The organism is Polaromonas sp. P4_F9 (assembly GCF_056401235.1).
Map to the genome: position 1 here is coordinate 17,483 of NZ_JBFUJT010000014.1, position 16,760 is coordinate 34,242.

Genomic DNA, 16,760 nt, shown 5'->3' on the forward strand with positions numbered 1-16,760 from the left:
CCGAGGAGATATCGTGTCTGCATTCAATTTACGCAAATGGCTTATGGCCCTGTGTGCCGTCGGTCTCACGGCCGGCGCCGCAGCGCAGCCTGGCGGCTACCCCAGCCACAGTATCGAGCTGGTCGTGCCCTGGCAGGCAGGAGGTGGCGCCGACGTGGTCGCCCGCGCCTTTGCGGTCGCGGCGCAAAAGCACTTGCCCCAGAGCATCGTGGTGATCAACAAGCCCGGCGCCAGCGGCGTGCTAGGCATGACCGAAGTCTGGAAAGCCAAGCCCGATGGCTACCGGCTTCTTCTGGCCTCCAGCGAGATGACCTTCCTGAACCATCTTGGCCTGGCGAAGTTTTCCTATGAAGATTTCGCGCCGATTGCCCGACTGAACGCCGACCCGGCAACCGTCGCGGTTCGCGCCGACGCGCCTTATGCAACGCTCGAGGAGTTTCTGGAGGCCGCGCGCAAACCGGGCTCGAACATCCGGGTCGGCAATGCGGGCCATGGCTCGACGTGGCATATGGCAGCGGTGGCTCTTGCGGACAAAACCCGCGCGAGTTTCAACCACATTCCTTACGCGGGAGGGGCGCCGGCGATTCTCGCGCTGCTGGGTGGCCACATCGACGCGGTCACCGTCAGCACGGCCGAGGTTTCCAGCCACGTTGCCACGGGCAAGCTCAAGGTCCTGGCGGTCATGGCCGACCGGCGCGTCAAGGGATTTGAATCGGTGCCGACGCTCAAGGAGCGCGGCATCGACGTGTCGCTTGGCATCTGGCGCGGCCTGGCCGCCCCCCGGGATACGCCGCCCGAGGTGCTGAAGGTCCTGCGCGCGGTCGTCGCGAAAACGGTCCAGGAGCCAACCCTGCGGGAAGCGCTTGAGAAGCTGAACTACAGCACCGACACCTACGCCGATGACGTGACCCTGCAGGCGGTCATGGCCCGTGAAAGCCTTTATTTCAAACAGCTGGCCGGCAAGATTGAACCCAAGCCTTGAGGCTGCCGGCCAGCGTCACCCCTTGTATGGAGACGAAACGCAACTCTGCCGCCCGTCCCTGTGCATTTTTCGCCCTTAACTTTGATCTGACGAGGAGACATTCATGAACACTACTGCATCGTACCTACGCGCCTTCTGCGGCGCTTCCCTGTTGGCCCTGGCCTGCATCCCGGCCGCGTGGTCCGCCGACGAGGTCGCGCCTCCCGACATATCGTTCAAGCCGGGCGATGTCCGCTACACCATGAACCCCGCCTCGCCCTCCCAGAGCGCGGTCCTGTTCGGCGACCCGAAACAGCCGGGCCTCTTCATCCTGCGCGTACGCATCCCGGCGAACACCAAACTACCTGTGCACACCCATCCCGACAAGGTCAGGATCGTCTCCATCATTTCGGGCACCCTCTACTTCGGCTACGGTGACAAGTTTGACGAGTCCAAGCTGATCGCCTACCCTGCAGGATCGCTCTTCAAGGAACCCATCGAGGCACCTCACTATTCGTGGACCAAGGACGGGGACGTCGTCTGTGACGTGATCGGCATGGGCCCGTCGTTCACCACGCTGGTACCGCAGAAAAACTGACGGCCCCCCGGGGCGTTCGACTGTTTCAACGCATGGTCGCTCGCCCCGCCGCCCGCTGCAAGGAATCGCCGGCATGAACTTTGATGAACCCTTTATCGATGCCCACCAGCATTTTTGGGACCTGCGGAACAATCCCTACCCCTGGCTGCAGGGGGAAGATGTCAGCGGGTTCCGGTATGGCGACTATGCCGCACTCAAGCGCGACTACCTGCCCTGCGACCTGGCCCGAGACACCGAGGGCTTTCGGCCCGTCAAGACCGTTCACATAGAAGCCGAATGGGAGCGTGCGACGCCGCTGGGCGAGACGCACTGGCTGACGCAGCTGGCCCGTGAGACGGGATGGCCTTCTGCCATCGTCGGGCATGCCAGGCTTGATGCACCGGATGTGGATGAAGTGCTCCAGGGGCAGGCCGGCTATGCGATGGTCCGTGGCATACGCCACAAGCCCGTGACCGCCGCGCTGCGTGCCGATGCCCGGCGCGGCTTGCCGGGGTCCATGGATGACGAGCGCTGGCGCAGGGGCTATGCATCGCTGGAGCACCATTCTTTTTCTTTTGATCTGCAGGCGCCCTGGTGGAACCTCGACCAGGCTGCCGACCTCGCCCGTGATTTCCCCGCTACCCGGCTCATCATCAACCACACGGGACTGCCGGCAGACCGGAGTGCCGAAGGTCTGAGCGGCTGGCGCCGGGCCATGGAACAGGTCGCGCGCCAACCGAATGCCACCGTGAAGATATCCGGTTTGGGCCAGCAGGGTCAGCCCTGGACCCAGACGGCGAATGTGCCCATCATTCGCGACACGATTGCGATTTTCGGTGCGGATCGCTGCCTGTTCGCCAGCAATTTTCCGGTGGACAGCCTGGTGGCGCGCTATGAAGACATTCTGGCGGGCTTTCTTGCCGCCATCGCAGACCGGCCACCTGAAGAGCGCCGCATGCTGCTGCATGACAACGCACAGCGTATCTACCGCTTGTAGGCTGCCTCGGCGTCTGTTGATTCAGCGGCATTGGCCAGGGCAACCTCGCTGCGAACCCACTCTGCGAAAAGCATGATGCGCGGATCGTTGATCCGTTCTTTCGGATACACCATGTAGTAGGAAAACTCGACCGGCAGGCTGATGTCGAACGGGCGCACCAGGCGACCTTGGGCCAGGTCGTGGAGCACCCAGTTCTTCTTTGCAAGGGCAACGCCCAAACCGTCGATGGCTGCATTGATCACGAGATGGCTGGGCCAGAACGAGGGACCACGCGTCGCGTCGACGCCGGTCACCCCTGCATGTGCCAGCCACATCGACCAGTCCGGATTGGAGACGTCGGTGTACTTGCTGTCGTCGTGCAGCAAAGTGTGATGTTTCAAATCTTCCGGCTTCAGCAGCGGGTGCTCGCCGCGCATGAGCGCGGGGCTGCACACCGGAAAGACTTCGACCGACAGACACACCTCGGAATGCAGGCCGGGATAGTTGCCGCGGCCATAGCGGATCGCCAGGTCGTAGTCCTCGCGCTCGAAATCGACCATGCGCGCGGACGTTGAAATCTTGAGGTCGATGTCCGTGTGCGCCTTCATGAACCGTTCCATGCGCGGAATGAGCCACTTGACGGCAAAAGTCGGAGGAACGCTGACCCGGAGCGCCGGCAGATTCTGGGCATGCAGCTGTTGGGTCGCGGCGGCCAATTGCTGGAACGCTTGCTGCACGCCGGGCAGGTAGGCACGCCCCGCTGCCGTCAACGCGAGCGCCTTGGACTCGCGCACGAAAAGAACGACACCCAGGCTTTCCTCCAGCGCCTTGACCTGATGACTCACGGCTGAGGGGGTAACGAACAGCTCATCGGCCGCGCGGGTAAAGCTCAGATGACGCGCTGCCACCTCGAACGCCCTCAAGGGATTGAGGGGGGGAATCTGACGCGCCATCTCTTGTCTCTGTTGGTAATTCAGGCTCGAAGCGAGCCTTTTAATTCTTGGAACCCTGACGGTGAGTTTACTTGAAACACATCCCGGTGTCACATCCATGAAGCCGCTCCTCCGGCCACTGCGCTTGAGGTTTCGCTTCGAGTTTCGCTTCAAGTTTTTCTTGTGCCGGGTTCAATTAAATGTCGCTTGTCCGGAGGAATCCGCAGCCATAAACTTTGCCGCCATGACCGCCATGAACGTTTTGCCGGTCACAAACCTGGAACAAAAGAATGACGAGTAAAAAATGACGAATGAACTGAGCATCGGCGCGGAGGTCTCCAGAGCCATCACGGTGGACCTGCCCCGAACCGTGGATTTTCTCGGCGAGGAGCTTCGCGTGTACGCCACACCGGAGCTGGTACGGGACATCGAGCAAGCCTGCCTCGACTTTCTCCTGGAGCATGTCAGCCCCGGGGAGAACTCCGTGGGCATCGCAATTGATCTCAGCCACAGCGCGGCCACGCTGGTTGGCATGGCGGTGCAGATCACCGCCACGGTCATTGCCATGGACGGACGCAAGGTCAGCTTCAAGGTCACGGCGGTGGACGGCATCGAAGAGATCTGCAGCGGAACACACAGCCGGTTCATCGTGGACGTGGCCAAGCTCCGCGGGCGTGTTCACGACAAGGCCCAACGCGCCCTGGCGGTGCGCTGACCTTATTCCTTATCTCTTATCTCTTCCCGCCACATTCGTTCTTCTTCTTTTCTTCTTTTTCTTTGTCTTCTGGATCCCCATGCAACGCTACAACAATCTGATTGCCAGCTGCTGGGTTGCCGGCGCAAGCTACGCACCCAATATCAACCCTTCCAACCTGGCAGATGTCCTGGGTGAGTACGCCCAGGCAGATGCATCCCATGTCGACGCGGCGGTGGACGCGGCGCGAGCGGCGTTCCCGGGCTGGTCGACCTCGGGTATTCAGTTGCGCAGCGATGCGCTCGACCGGATCGGCACCGAAATCCTTGCGCGAAAGGAAGAACTTGGCACACTGCTCGCGCGGGAGGAGGGGAAAACAAAAGCCGAAGGCATCGGTGAGGTCACCCGTGCGGGGCAGATCTTCAAATTTTTCGCGGGGGAATGCCTGCGCATGGCCGGCGAGAGCATGGCTTCCGTGAGGCCGGGCATCGGCGTGGAAATCACGCGCGAACCCGTTGGCGTGGTGGGGCTGATCACCCCGTGGAACTTTCCCATCGCGATCCCGGCCTGGAAAATCGCACCGGCTCTGGCCTGGGGCAACTGTGTCGTCTTCAAGCCTGCCGACATCGTGCCTGGCTCTGCGTGGGCGCTGGCCGAGATCATCTCGCGCAGCGGCATCCCGGCCGGGGTGTTCAACCTGGTGATGGGCCGGGGCAGCGTGATCGGCGAGGCGCTGGTCCATCACGCCGGTATCGATGCCGTGAGTTTTACAGGCTCGGTGGGCGTGGGCCGGCGCATTGCGCAAGCCTGCGTTGCCAGCTTCAAGAAAATCCAGCTGGAGATGGGGGGCAAGAATCCGCAGGTCGTGCTTGACGACGCCGACCTGACCCAGGCGGTGGAACTCTGTGCTCAAAGCGCGTTTTATTCAACCGGTCAGCGTTGCACGGCCTCCAGCCGTTTGATCGTGACCCAGGGTATCTACGGCCGGTTCGTGGAAGCCCTGCAGGCGCGCATCGCCCGGATCAGGGTTGGGGACGCGCTTGCCGCGGGGACCGACATGGGGCCGGTCTCCTCGCAGGCCCAGCTTGAACAAAACCTCAGCTACGTGCACATCGGGCAATCGGAAGGCGCAACGCTGGCGTTCGGCGGCGAACGTATCAAGGCGGACAAGGACGGCTTCTTCATGACACCGGCGCTCTTCACCGACAGCACACCTTCCATGCGGATCAACCGCGAAGAAGTCTTTGGCCCGGTGGCCAGCGTGATCCGCGTGGCGGACTACGAGGAAGCGCTGGAGGTCGCCAACGACACGTCGTTCGGACTCTCCGCCGGCATCGCGACCACCTCGCTGAAGTACGCCACCCATTTCAAGCGCCACAGCCAGGCGGGCATGGTGATGGTGAACCTGCCGACGGCCGGAGTGGACTATCACGTGCCCTTCGGCGGCCGCAAGGGGTCAAGCTATGGGCCCCGCGAGCAGGGCCGGTACGCCCAGGAGTTTTTCACGACGGTGAAGACTTCCTACACGCTGGCCTGAGCCGGCTCTACGGGCGCCCCGGTCGCCATCCGGGTGCCGCATCGGCCGCCATCGGCCCCGGGGCATTGCCAGCGCGGGCGGTTGAACCTTACACTGGTCCTGCAACCGTCATGGCGGCGGTTCCGTTCAACAAGGTCGGTCATTCAGCGACGCACATTCATACGCGCCAGTGCACGGCTGGCGCACGTTTGGGCCGTGTCATGAAGAAAGCCCTGCTTCTCATCGCATCCTATGTCGTGGCGTTTGCCGCGGGCTTCGCCGCGGGCATCTATGCCTTGCCTGTCCTCACGGCGCCACCGGCGCCCTCCGCCACCGAGATCGCCTCCCAGGTAGGCCAGGCCACATACACGGGCCAGTTCCGCCGGGACCTCAAGGACAGTGACCTGTTTCACTGGGGTGAAGGCACGGTCTCGGTCAGCCCGCAAAGCATTGCCCTGTCGGGAAGGCTTGCGCCGGGGCCGGACTACAAGCTGTATCTGTCGCCCGAGTTCGTCGAAACAGAGGCGGACTTTGTGCGCCTGAAGGCACGCATGATGCGCGTCGGGGACGTCAAAACCTTCGAGAACTTCGTTGTTTCAGTCCCGGGGTCGGTCGACATTTCACGCTACAACACGGTGATCGTCTGGTGTGAGTCTTTCAGCCAATTCATCACGGCCGCCAGGTATCGCTAGACGCAGAAAACCGTGCACCGGTTCGCTGGCGTCGAGCGGTCGCACAGGCGGTGATCTTGACGAAGATGCCGGCAAGGCCACAGCCCGCATCTGCCCGGCGGCAGAGCCCTCAGTCCCACTTCGGCGCAAGACCGTCCGGATTGGCCAGGCGCTCGCCGCGGTCGAGTGTCGCGATCTGTGCCATGTCCTCGTCGGTCAACCGCAGCTGCTGCGCCAGCAAATTGCCCTGCAGGTTGACGCGCCGGGTGGACGACGGAATCACGGCGTAGCCCAGTTGCAAAGCCCAGGCCAGAGCCACCTGCGCGGGTGTGGCGCCGTGCTGCTGCGCGATCTGCCGGATCACCGGGTCCTGCAACACCTTGCCGTAGGCCAGCGTCATGTACGAGGTGATGTGAATGCCCTGGCTGCGTGCGAACTCAGCGACCCGGCGGTTTTGCAGGTAGGGGCTGAGTTCGATCTGCAGGGTGGCGATACTGGCGGCGCCCACCACCTCGATGGATTCCTGCAGCAAGGCGATGTTGAAGTTGGAGACACCGATCTGCTTTGTCAGTCCTTGCGCCTGGGCCTCCATCAAGGCGCCCAGCGTGTCGGCCAGCGGCACCGCCTGGCCAGGAGACGGCCAGTGGATCAGCGTGAGGTCCACCTGGTCGGTGCGCAGTTTGGCCAGGCTGTCCTTGAGGCTGGGAATGACGCGGTCTCTGGCGAGGTGTTCGGTCCAGATCTTGGTGGTCAGGAAAAGCTCACTGCGCGGCACGCCGCTGGCGGCAATGGCCTGGCCGACCTCGGCTTCGTTGCCATAAATCTGCGCCGTGTCGATGAGCCGATAGCCGAGGTCCAGCGCGTTGCTGACGGAGTCGACAACGACCCGGTCTTTCAGGCGGAAGGTGCCGAGGCCGAATGCGGGAATGATGGGAAGGGTCATGTTGGTGTCCTTGTTTCTGCGGAATGAATGAATAAGTCAGTGGGCGGGCACAGGGCCCTGGCTGGCCGCGCGGGCCGGCACGCCGTCGCGCACGTCCAGCCGGCCGCTCCAAAAAGTGAGCGCCAACGCCACCAGCACCACCCCCGCGCCTATCCACGGCGTGTGCATCAGGCCCAGGTGCGTGACCACCAGGCCGCCGGCCCAGGCCGCAAAGGCAATGCCGAGGTTGAAGGCGGCGATGTTCAGGCCCGAGGCCACGTCGATCGCCTGCGGTGTGTGGCGCTCCGCCTGGCTCACCACATACACCTGCAGGCCCGGCACATTGCCGAACGCCACGGCGCCCCAGAGCAGTACGGTGGCCACCGCCAGCCACGGATGCGGCGCGGTGAATTGAAACAGCAACAGCACGGCGGCGAGCAGCGCGAAGATGATCTTCAGCGCGGCAATTGGCCCACGGCGGTCGGCCAGGCGCCCGCCCCAGAGATTGCCCACCGCCACCGACACACCGTACACCAGCATCACCCAGCCGACGGCGCCGGCGCTGAAGCCCGACTGCTGCAGGATGGGTGCCAGAAAGGTGAAGGGAATGAAGGAGCCGCCGTAGCCGATGGCCGTCTTGGCATAGACCAGCAGCAGGCGCGGCTGAGCCAGCACCTGGAACTGCTGCGCCAGCGAGGCCGGTGGCGTGTGCTTGATGTGGCGCGGCACGAACAGCAGGCTCACCAGGAAGGCGATGGCGCCGAGAGCCGACACCGCCAGGAAGGTTTCGCGCCAGCCGAAGTGCTGGCCGATGAAGGTGCCCAGCGGCACGCCGGTGACCAGCGCCACCGTGAGGCCGGTGAACATGATGGCAATGGCGCTGGCGGCCTTGTCCTTGGGCACCAGGCCGGTGGCAATGGTGGAGCCGATGGAAAAGAACACGCCATGCGCGAGGCCCGTGAGAATGCGCGCGGCGATCAACGAGTTATAGCCCGGCGCCTGCCAGGCCAGCAGGTTGCCCAGTGTGAACAGGGCCATCAGCCCGAGCAGCAGGGTTTTGCGCGGCAGTTTGCCGGTCAGGGCGGTGAGCACCGGCGCGCCGATGGCGACGCCCAGCGCGTACAGGCTGACCAGCAGGCCCGCCGAGGGCAGGCTGATCTGCAGGTCGGCGGCCACAGTGGGCAGCAGGCCGACGATGACGAACTCGGTCGTTCCGATGGCAAAGGCGCTGATCGTCAGCGCAAGAAGGGCAATGGGCATGAGAGGCTCCGGAGGTTTCACGAAGCCTGCAGTGTGGGCTTTTTATCTTTGCAGAATAAGCCCTGTACGCGCACAATATAGTTGACTAGAAATCAACAATGCCATGCACGTTACACCCTGAAGCTACGCCCTGAAAAACCATGAAGACCACGATTGAAGAACTGCTGGCCTTCCGCGCGGTGGTGGACACCGGCTCCATCACCGCGGCGGCCGACCAGCTGGGGCAAACCGTCTCGGGCATCAGCCGCGCGCTCGGCCGGCTGGAGAAAAAGCTGGCCACCACCCTGCTGCGCCGCACGACGCGGCGGCTGGAGCTGACCGAAGAAGGCCAGACCTTCCTGGCCCGCACCCGCGCCATCCTGGACGCCATGGACGAGGCCGAGGACGAACTGGTGACGCGGCGCCAGCAACCGGCCGGCTTGCTGCGGGTCAATGCCGCCTCGCCCTTCATGCTGCACGCCATCGTGCCGCTGGTGCCGGAATTCAGCGCGCTGTTTCCGAAGATCCAGCTCGAGCTCAACACCGACGACCTCAACGTGGACCTGCTGGCCCAGCGCACCGACATCGCCATCCGCATCGGGCCGCTGCGCGACTCCACGCTGCACGCGCGGCCGCTGTGCAGCAGCCGCCTGCGCGTGCTGGCCAGCCCGGCCTACCTTGAAAAACACGGCAGACCCAAACGCGTGGCAGACCTTGCCAGCCATGCGCTCATCGGCAACAGCCAGCTGCCAACACTGAACCAGTGGCCGCTGCGCGGGCCGCAGGGCGACAGCTACGCCGCAGCCCTTGCTTTCAGCGCTTCCAGCGGCGAAACCATGCGGCACCTGGCGCTGGCGGGCATGGGCATCGTCTGTCTGGCCGACTTCATGACCGAAGCGGATCGCGCGAACGGCAAGCTGGTGCAGCTGCTGGCGCGCGACACCGTCGAAGTGCGGCAGGCCGTCAACGCGGTGTACTACCGCAACACGGCGCTGTCGTCGCGCATCACGGCGTTTCTGGATTTCATCGCGGCTCGGCTGCGCTGACCCGACAACAGAACCCTGGCTGGAGCTGAAATCACGCGGGCCCAGCGCGGCACGGCGCGCAACTTATCGTCCGCTGCCGAGGAACTTCCCAATCAACGCAACGGTCGCATCAGGGCTCTCCTCCATGAGCCAGTGCCCCGCCTTTGGCACCACCTCTTCCTGGACATTCGTCGCCGCGTTGCGCATCACAACGGCCATGGTTGCGCCGAATGATTTTTCGCCGCCGATGGCCAGCACGGGCATGGCCAGTTTGGTTTTGGACCAGGTGATGTTGTCCGCCACGTCTTTCGCAGCAATGGCCGTGAACTGGGAGAAGGCAGCCCGCATGGCGCCACGCTGCGCATATTGCCTGGTGTAGTGAACGCGCGTCGCTTCGTCTATCTTGGACGGGTCGCCAGCGAACTCATTCCAGAAGCGATCGAGGTAGATGCGTTCGCGCCCGGCCACCAGACGCTCGGCATCGCGGCCAGAAAAATTAAAATGCCAAAGTTGCGGGCTGAGAACGATCTGATCCCATGGCGCAATGCCCGGAACGGGCGCGTCCATCACGACCAATTTATCCACTTTATCGGGATAGCTCGCCGCGTAAGCATAGGCAACCATGGTGCCGATGTCGTGACCGACCACTGCGGCATGGTCTTGTCCCAGCTGCGTGACGACCGTCCGGATATCGGTGGCCTGCGACTTCTTGTCATAGCCGCCGGTCGCTTTCGACGAGCGTCCCATGCCGCGCAGATCGGGCACGATGACCATATGCGTCTTGGCCAGGTCCTGCGCCAGCGGCCCCCACATGTCCCCTGTGTCGCCGAAGCCGTGGATCAACACCACGGCCGGGCCGGCCCCGCCCGAGCGAACGAAAATGTTCGTTCCGTCCTGCATGGTGACCGTGCGAGTTTTGAAGCCTGCGGGCAGGGACGGCGGCGCGGCGGTGGCGGTGCCGGCGTAGAGCACCGCGCTTAGCATCGCTGAAAAAATAATATTGCGTGTTTTCATGGTGACTTCCTCACGTTGAGATGGATACGATGAAAGACAGGAGATCAGGTACGGGTGATGGATGCGCCACCGTCAACCAACGAGGCAGTACCGGTGACGAACGACGAATCGTCTGAAGCCAGGTAGAGCACCGAACGGGCCAGCTCTTCAGGCCGTGCCGGCCGCTTCAGCGCGTGCAGATTGGTCACGAACGATTGGGATTCGGGGGTGTTGTTCATGGCCCGATACATCTCGGTGTCTACCGCGCCCGGCAAGATGGCATTGACCCGAATGCCTTGCGGACCATACTCCGCCGCCAGGGCCTGTGTCAATCCGATCAGCCCGGACTTGCTGGCGGCATAAGCGGCCACACCGGGGAAAGCAAATGTATGACCGACAAAAGTCGAGGTAAAAATAATCGAACCGGCGCCCGTTTTTTGCATGGCTGCAAGCTGGTGTTTTGCGCCAAAGAAGGCGCTGGTCAAATTGGTGCTCAGGGCCTCATTCCAGCCTTGCGCCGAAATTCCGGTGCTCGGGCCCATTTCGCCCAGCGTACCGGCGTTGTTGAAGGCAATGTCCAGCCGGCCAAATTTCGCCACGGCCAATTCAACCAGCGCTTGGGCAAAGGCTTCCGATTGCACATCGCCGGCCAATGCCACGGCCGTGCCGCCGTCGGCCGCAATCTCGGCCACCAGGCTGTCCAGTTCCGGCTGGCGGCGGGCAGCCACCACCACGCGCGCGCCTTCGGCGGCAAAAAGCCTGGCCGTCGCGCGGCCTATGCCGGAACTGGCGCCTGTGACGATGGCCACTTTGTCCTTGAGTCTTTGGGTTGTGAGCGTATTCATGGTGATGTCCTGAAAGTTGAGTGAATGACAAAAGCTTGGGGTCGGTTAGCCCGATAGCCAGCCGATAAAGCCAATGTACGATTCATCTTCTGTTAGAAGAAGGTCTAAAAAGTGTTTTGATCACTCAGCTTTTATGAATTGGCGAGGCTTGGATGACCCGCTAGATGGCAAGGCACGAAAGGTTGCCCAAGCCATACGTTGCAGGGTTTTTGCTCGCATGCACACATCTTGTGATCCATTGAAGAACAGGACGGCAACTTGATGTTGCACCAATGCCAGGTTGTTCCATTCGAGGCCACCGGCAAACTCGCGGCCAGCATGATCAAGGGCCCTGCGCTCAAGGTCTATCCCGGCGCGCCGCGCGACCTGCGTCACGAACCAGGACGACATCAATAGGGAGCTGCTGGCCGTCATCAAAGGCTGAGCGTTTCAAGCGCGATGGCCACAGCCCGGCCCTGCGCCGTTTTAGAAACCCACACATGCCCCACGCAAAAGCCGGGCGCACCTTCCAGGTCAGTGATTTTTACGGAGCCGGGCTTGTTTGCGTCAGCGCGTTCAGCACCAGTGCGAGCGCCGCCACCGGCGCCAGGATGGCCCAAAATCCCATGGGCTTGAAAGCCAGCGCACCGCCGAGCGAGCCTATCGCGAAGGCCGTGATGGCCGGCCACATCCCGCGCGCACGCGTCGCCGCAGCTGCGGATCCCGGCGCCTTGGTCAACAGGTCAATCAGGTCCATGGATATCTGGGTCACATTACCGGTCATCACGGTGGACGGACTCATCTTCGAGAAGGTGCTTCGCGACGCCGCGTTCTGCACCGACATGCCGAGCACGCCCAGCAAGCCCACCACGATCACCTGCCAGCCGTCCTGGTGCAGAAACGGCGTGGCGAGCACACCGCTGGCCATGAATGCCAGCAGCAGTAGCAGTTGCACAACCACCACCGCCACGCCAGACGCACGGCCCTCCCGCTCACAACGCAGTTGCCAGGCACGGGTCGCCACCACGCCGGCCACAAAGGCCGGCAGCGCCAGCAACTTGCCCAGCACGGCGGCGCTGCCGGCGCCCGCGATCGCCGCGCCTATAAGCACGAAGTTGCCGGTGACGTGAGCCGTGAACAGCCCAAACAGCGCGACAAACCCGAAGGTGTCTACGAAGCCCGCCGTGAACGAGAGCAGGATGCTCACACGCCGGCTGACCATGGGCCCGGAGGCGTCTGGCGTCGCCGGCGCGGGCGCAGGCGCGGAGGAAAACGCCTGCGGCGCGGTGGCGGTGGGATTGGTGGTACTCATTGATATGTCCTCGGGATGTGGAACGCCAGCGCCGGCGGCTTCAGGCCAAGCCTGCTCTTGCAGCAGACGGTGCCCTGCCCGCCGGCAACCCCGGCGCCAGGAGTGAAGAGTCAAGAGCTTGTTTCTTGACTGATAGAGAATGGGCTTTCCAAGCCTCCCGGTTTGCGGCTTTTCTGCCCTCACACCGTCATTCTTCATAGATGCCGCGCGCAAAACCGGTACGCGGCAGCCAAAAATCGCACTTTTCAACAAGCCATTCCATGCAGGCTGTCCTATGATGCTAGCACTGTCACCTTTGCGCCGCCCTGCGCGCTGACGGACGTCGCCACGTGGTCATGCCCAAAACCGAATCGGCCACAGTGACGTCCACATCCGCCGGGGTCCTGCCCATATCCTGAGGAAGGAACCGACCATGCCAACATCCGGCGAACACATCGTAGTCAAAGCCCACGAATTCCAGTTGCTGGATGCGAACGGTCAGCAGCAAGCGCGCCTAGGCGCGACCGCTAACGGCGTGGCGCTGACCATGGGCAGCAGTGGCAGCGGACCACAGCTGTGGCTTGGCGCGGACGCGGGCGGAGACGCCGCCCTGCAACTCTTCGACCGGGACACCGGTGCGAAGCGCGTCGAGATCAGCCTGGACGCCAAAGGCACGCACGTGTTTTTGGCTGGCGAAGGCGGACAGCAAAGCTACTTGTTCCTGAAAAACGGCGGGCCGACCGGCGTAGTGCTGACCGACCAGGCGGGCAAGCGCCGCGCCCAGGTGATGGTCGATGCTGCCGGAAAACCCGACATCAGCACCGATCCATCCTGACCCATTTGCACAACAAGGACCATTGCCATGACATCCACGCACCTCAATCCCGACAGCCCCGAAAGCTTCTCGCACGGGAAAGTAACGTTCAAGGCTGTAGCCATGAGCCCGTCAGCAACGGACACCGCCTTGCAGGTCGTCTGCTTTCCCGACCAGACGCTGAACCAGACCTACGGCGGCGGCACCGAGCTGATAGATGCAGGCTTCAAGGGCGCCATTCGAGACCTGCGCAGCGAGGATATTTTTCGCGGTGAACGGCTCGAAACGCTGCTGCTACAGCCCGCGCGCCAGCAGATCCCCGCGCGTAACCTGCTACTGATTGGCTTGGGCGACCCAACCATGCTGACACTGGACACACTCACAGCCGTGGGTCGTGTCGCCGCGCGCGAAGCCATCAAGCTCAACGTCTGGAGTTTTTGCTTCGCGCCCAGCCTGAAGGACGCGGGGCTCTCGCTGTTCGACGCGTCCGAGGTGTCTGTCGCGCTCGCACGCGGCATGACACAGGCCATTTCCTGGGCACAGACGCTGCATGCGCGAGGTCTGCAGCAAGACTTCCTTCTGGAGGAGGTCATATTCCTGGCAGGCACGCAACATCTCGAAAGCTCACTCAAGGGATTGAGGACCGCTTTCGGCAAATGACCGCATTCATGCTCTCGCCTCTATTCGAGCTGACGGTTTCCCCACTGGACCTGATCGTCCGTACGCTGGTCGTGTACGCGATCGTGTTGGTTCTATTGCGGATAGCCGGTCGCCGTCAGATCGCTCAGATGGGTCCCACCGAGTTGGTGGCGATGCTGCTGATCAGCAACGCCGTGCAGAACTCCATGGTTGGCGGGGACAGCTCGCTCGCTGGGGGCCTGATCTCCGCCGCCACGCTCGTCGTGTGCAGTCGCGCCATCCGCTACCTTACGTTTCACAGCCACGCCATGAGTGCCCTCATCGAAGGCAAGCCCATTACCGTGGTCATCGACGGAAAGATACTGGGCGCTGAACTCCGTAAGGTGCTGATGACAGCGCCGCAGCTCCGCGCATTGCTCATGCTGCAGGGTGTCGAAGACATGGCCGAAGTCCGGCGGGTGGTGCTCGACTCCGAGGGCCGGCTGATCGTCACCCACAAAGGCTCCCCCATCGAGTCGGAAATCGACAAACAAGAGTCGACATGAGCGCATCCAGCACAGCTACTCCCGGCAGCTGGGCGCCCTTGGCGGAACCACTGTTCCGCACCCTGTGGATCGCCACCCTGATCGCCAATACCGGTACCTGGACGCAGGACATGGCGGCCAGCTGGATGATGATATCGGCGACCGACTCGCCGCTGCTCGTATCACTAATGCAAGGCGCGGCCAGCCTGCCTTACTTGCTGTTCGCCTTCCCGGCAGGCGTACTTGCCGACAGCCTTAACCAGCGCACCATGCTTGTCACGGCGGCCTTCTTCGTGGCCTGCGTGTCGGCGCTCATGGCCGGTTTGTCGCTGGTAATGCCCATCGCGCCCTGGATGCTGCTTCTCTACGTTTTCGCCATGGGTGCGGGCGGTGCGTTCTACTATCCGGTCTGGAAAGGCGTGGTGCCACAACTCGTCAAGCCGGAACTGCAGACCTCGGCATTTGGCCTTGACGGCGTTTCCGTGAACCTTGCGCGTGCGTTGGGACCCGCCATAGCCGGTATCCTCATCGGCCTTCAAAGCCCATCGCTCGCGCTGGCCTTCAATGCGCTATCCTTCATCGCCTTGGCCTTGCTTCTGCTCCGCTGGACGCCCGAGGTGCGGACGGTCAAGCCCATCTCTGCCACAGCATTCGTCTCGTCATTGCGCACCGGCATCCAGTTCGCACGCTTTTCGCCTGCGGTGCTGCGCATCCTGAGCAGAAGCCTAATGTTCCTGTTACCGGCCAGCGTGATGTGGGCGCTGCTGCCGCTGATCGGACGTAAGGCCATGGGACTTTCATCGGGCGGATACGGCATGCTGGTGGGCAGCGTCGGTCTCGGCGCCATCGCCGTCATCGGACTGATGCCGCGGCTCAAGAGCCGACTGGGCACGGAAGGCATGATGTTCGCGGGCAACCTGTGCTTCATCGCCAACTTGGCGGCTCTCGCCTACGTCCCGCATTTTGGGACCCTGTGCGCGACCATGGCGCTCGCCGGCGCCGGCTGGATACTGGTTCTCTCCAACTTGCAGGCAAGCCTCCTGCCGGCCACACCCACCTGGGTGCGCGGCCGCGTCATCGCCATTTACTCCTTGACGTTTTTTGGCGGTGTCAGCGCGGGCAGCATTGTCTGGGGCTTCATCGCCCAGCTCTCCAGCCCCCAGATTGCACTGACGATCGCGCTGCTTACGCTTGCAGTCACCGCTACCTGTGGTCTCTTTCTGACCCTGCCATCGACCGGCAGTGCCAGCGCCACACCATCGCCGCCGCTCCCCCTGGCCACGATGACGCCGGTCTTCAGCGAGACCCTCGATATACAGGGGGAAGGACCCATCGCCGTCTACAACGACTACCAGGTTCCGCCTCAGAACCGCGCGGAATTTCTCGAAAAAGTCATCATGCTCGGAAGGATCAGACGAAAAAACGGCGCCTACCAATGGGGCATTTTCGAAGACCTTGAGAACCCAGCGCTGCAAAAGGAACGATTCATGGTGTCGTCCCGGACTGAGTATGGGGACCAGAACGACCGGATCTCCGACGAAGACCAGGCCGTGTTGTCCGACATCATCGGGTTGACCGTGACCAGGCAGCCCCCAGCGCAGCGATACTTCAGACTGGAGGCCATCAATTGAGCATGGAGGCTGCCGGCCCCTTCGAGCCGGCGCTTGCACTTTTTACGACCGGGATGTCAACGCAAACCTGTATCAGACATTACCTTGACTCTTTTTTGGAGAACTCGACCATGTTCGCCACACCCAAAACGAATGAGCCAGTCACTCAGTCACTAGATTCTTTTGGGTGCATGTCAGGGCTATTGGGGAAAAATCAGGAACCTGGCTCTGGAATCAGATTTTTCCGTTGACAGGACCGCTCCAGGGCAAGTGCAAACGCCGGCGAGCGACCGAGGCTTCCTAACGGGAGTGTCGCCAGGCGCCACACCGCCGCCGGATTTTTCACGCACACCATGCCTTCGAGCATGACTTCGAGACGAGTTCTGTGTACCCGCGAACCATGACCCCGCAGCAGAACCGGCGCATTTTGCGGATCGACGACATGCCCTCGATCCATGAGGACTTTCTTGTCTTGGGTGTCCCAGCACGCCTTTGAGCGCGCCTTCGCTTTGCGCTTTCATCCAGGCGCAGATTTCTTTGTAGCTGGCTTCA

The 16,760-nt window shown here is 62.6% G+C and carries 19 protein-coding genes; 13 read left to right on the forward strand and 6 right to left on the reverse strand.

The features are described from left to right. The first annotated feature begins 13 nt into the window (after positions 1–13). The 3 genes from AC1DUB_RS13730 (at position 14) to AC1DUB_RS13740 (ending at position 2,535) form a co-directional block, all read left to right on the forward strand. The gene (locus AC1DUB_RS13730) at positions 14–982 is read left to right on the forward strand and encodes a Bug family tripartite tricarboxylate transporter substrate binding protein (RefSeq protein WP_477729955.1); all 969 of its coding nucleotides are present in this window, start codon (positions 14–16) and stop codon (positions 980–982) included. Positions 983–1,085: 103 nt separating this feature from the next. Continuing rightward, positions 1,086–1,559 (forward strand): cupin domain-containing protein, encoded by a 474-nt coding sequence (locus AC1DUB_RS13735; protein ID WP_477729956.1) that lies wholly within the window; start codon positions 1,086–1,088, stop codon positions 1,557–1,559. Positions 1,560–1,632: 73 nt separating this feature from the next. Continuing rightward, entirely contained in the window at positions 1,633–2,535 is a 903-nt protein-coding gene (locus tag AC1DUB_RS13740; RefSeq protein WP_477729957.1) for an amidohydrolase family protein, read from the forward strand. Here the strand turns inward: AC1DUB_RS13740 and AC1DUB_RS13745 are convergent. Continuing rightward, positions 2,523–3,566, reverse strand: a complete 1,044-nt coding sequence (locus AC1DUB_RS13745) for a transcriptional regulator GcvA (RefSeq protein ID WP_477729958.1) — start codon at positions 3,564–3,566, stop codon at positions 2,523–2,525. The genes AC1DUB_RS13740 and AC1DUB_RS13745 overlap by 13 nt on opposite strands. Here AC1DUB_RS13745 and AC1DUB_RS13750 point away from each other — a divergent pair. From AC1DUB_RS13750 to AC1DUB_RS13765, 4 genes are all read left to right on the forward strand, one after another. Continuing rightward, a complete protein-coding gene (locus AC1DUB_RS13750; RefSeq protein ID WP_477729959.1) occupies positions 3,565–3,747 on the forward strand; it encodes a hypothetical protein in 183 nt (60 codons plus the stop codon). The two genes, AC1DUB_RS13745 and AC1DUB_RS13750, sit on opposite strands and share 2 nt — an antisense overlap. Before the next feature lie 3 nt (positions 3,748–3,750). Then, complete coding sequence (locus AC1DUB_RS13755) at positions 3,751–4,161, forward strand: thioesterase family protein (protein ID WP_477729960.1); 411 nt, start codon at positions 3,751–3,753, stop codon at positions 4,159–4,161. 79 nt (positions 4,162–4,240) lie between these two features. Further along, complete coding sequence (locus AC1DUB_RS13760) at positions 4,241–5,677, forward strand: aldehyde dehydrogenase family protein (protein ID WP_477729961.1); 1,437 nt, start codon at positions 4,241–4,243, stop codon at positions 5,675–5,677. A 200-nt stretch (positions 5,678–5,877) separates the two neighbouring features. After that, positions 5,878–6,348: a DM13 domain-containing protein gene (locus AC1DUB_RS13765; RefSeq protein ID WP_477729962.1), complete on the forward strand. Its 471-nt coding sequence runs from the start codon at positions 5,878–5,880 to the stop codon at positions 6,346–6,348. A gap of 109 nt (positions 6,349–6,457) precedes the next feature. Here AC1DUB_RS13765 and dkgB read toward each other — a convergent pair whose 3' ends face one another. Together dkgB and AC1DUB_RS13775 are read right to left on the reverse strand one after the other, a co-directional pair. Beyond that, on the reverse strand, positions 6,458–7,270 hold the full coding sequence (gene dkgB, locus AC1DUB_RS13770; RefSeq protein ID WP_477729963.1) for a 2,5-didehydrogluconate reductase DkgB: 813 nt from the start codon (positions 7,268–7,270) through the stop codon (positions 6,458–6,460). Between the two features lie 36 nt (positions 7,271–7,306). Next, positions 7,307–8,509, reverse strand: a complete 1,203-nt coding sequence (locus tag AC1DUB_RS13775) for an MFS transporter (RefSeq protein ID WP_477729964.1) — start codon at positions 8,507–8,509, stop codon at positions 7,307–7,309. Positions 8,510–8,649: 140 nt separating this feature from the next. On the opposite strand from AC1DUB_RS13775, the gene AC1DUB_RS13780 reads away from it, so the two are divergent. Then, positions 8,650–9,534: a LysR substrate-binding domain-containing protein gene (locus tag AC1DUB_RS13780; RefSeq protein WP_477729965.1), complete on the forward strand. Its 885-nt coding sequence runs from the start codon at positions 8,650–8,652 to the stop codon at positions 9,532–9,534. Between the two features lie 63 nt (positions 9,535–9,597). Here the strand turns inward: AC1DUB_RS13780 and AC1DUB_RS13785 are convergent, their stop codons facing one another. Next, complete coding sequence (locus AC1DUB_RS13785) at positions 9,598–10,497, reverse strand: alpha/beta fold hydrolase (protein ID WP_477730059.1); 900 nt, start codon at positions 10,495–10,497, stop codon at positions 9,598–9,600. Positions 10,498–10,571: 74 nt separating this feature from the next. Then, complete coding sequence (locus tag AC1DUB_RS13790; protein ID WP_477729966.1) at positions 10,572–11,351, reverse strand: SDR family oxidoreductase; 780 nt, start codon at positions 11,349–11,351, stop codon at positions 10,572–10,574. A 261-nt stretch (positions 11,352–11,612) separates the two neighbouring features. Here AC1DUB_RS13790 and AC1DUB_RS13795 point away from each other — a divergent pair, with 261 nt between their 5' ends. Further along, positions 11,613–11,747 carry a hypothetical protein gene (locus AC1DUB_RS13795; protein WP_477729967.1) on the forward strand — a complete coding sequence of 45 codons (135 nt, stop codon included), beginning with the start codon at positions 11,613–11,615 and terminating at the stop codon, positions 11,745–11,747. Positions 11,748–11,874: 127 nt separating this feature from the next. On the opposite strand, the gene AC1DUB_RS13800 is transcribed toward AC1DUB_RS13795, so the two are convergent. Beyond that, positions 11,875–12,642, reverse strand: coding sequence for a YoaK family protein (locus AC1DUB_RS13800; protein ID WP_477729968.1), 768 nt, complete (start codon positions 12,640–12,642; stop codon positions 11,875–11,877). Positions 12,643–13,054: 412 nt separating this feature from the next. Here AC1DUB_RS13800 and AC1DUB_RS13805 point away from each other — a divergent pair, with 412 nt between their 5' ends. The 4 genes from AC1DUB_RS13805 to AC1DUB_RS13820 are packed head-to-tail and all read left to right on the forward strand — an operon-like array spanning position 13,055 to position 16,229. Then, positions 13,055–13,456 carry a hypothetical protein gene (locus AC1DUB_RS13805; protein ID WP_477716588.1) on the forward strand — a complete coding sequence of 134 codons (402 nt, stop codon included), beginning with the start codon at positions 13,055–13,057 and terminating at the stop codon, positions 13,454–13,456. A 27-nt stretch (positions 13,457–13,483) separates the two neighbouring features. Then, entirely contained in the window at positions 13,484–14,095 is a 612-nt protein-coding gene (locus tag AC1DUB_RS13810; protein WP_477716589.1) for a M17 family peptidase N-terminal domain-containing protein, read from the forward strand. Continuing rightward, positions 14,092–14,619: a DUF421 domain-containing protein gene (locus AC1DUB_RS13815; RefSeq protein ID WP_477716590.1), complete on the forward strand. Its 528-nt coding sequence runs from the start codon at positions 14,092–14,094 to the stop codon at positions 14,617–14,619. Before AC1DUB_RS13810 ends, AC1DUB_RS13815 begins: the two co-directional genes overlap by 4 nt. Then, complete coding sequence (locus AC1DUB_RS13820; protein ID WP_477729969.1) at positions 14,616–16,229, forward strand: MFS transporter; 1,614 nt, start codon at positions 14,616–14,618, stop codon at positions 16,227–16,229. Before AC1DUB_RS13815 ends, AC1DUB_RS13820 begins: the two co-directional genes overlap by 4 nt. Positions 16,230–16,760 lie beyond the last annotated feature (531 nt).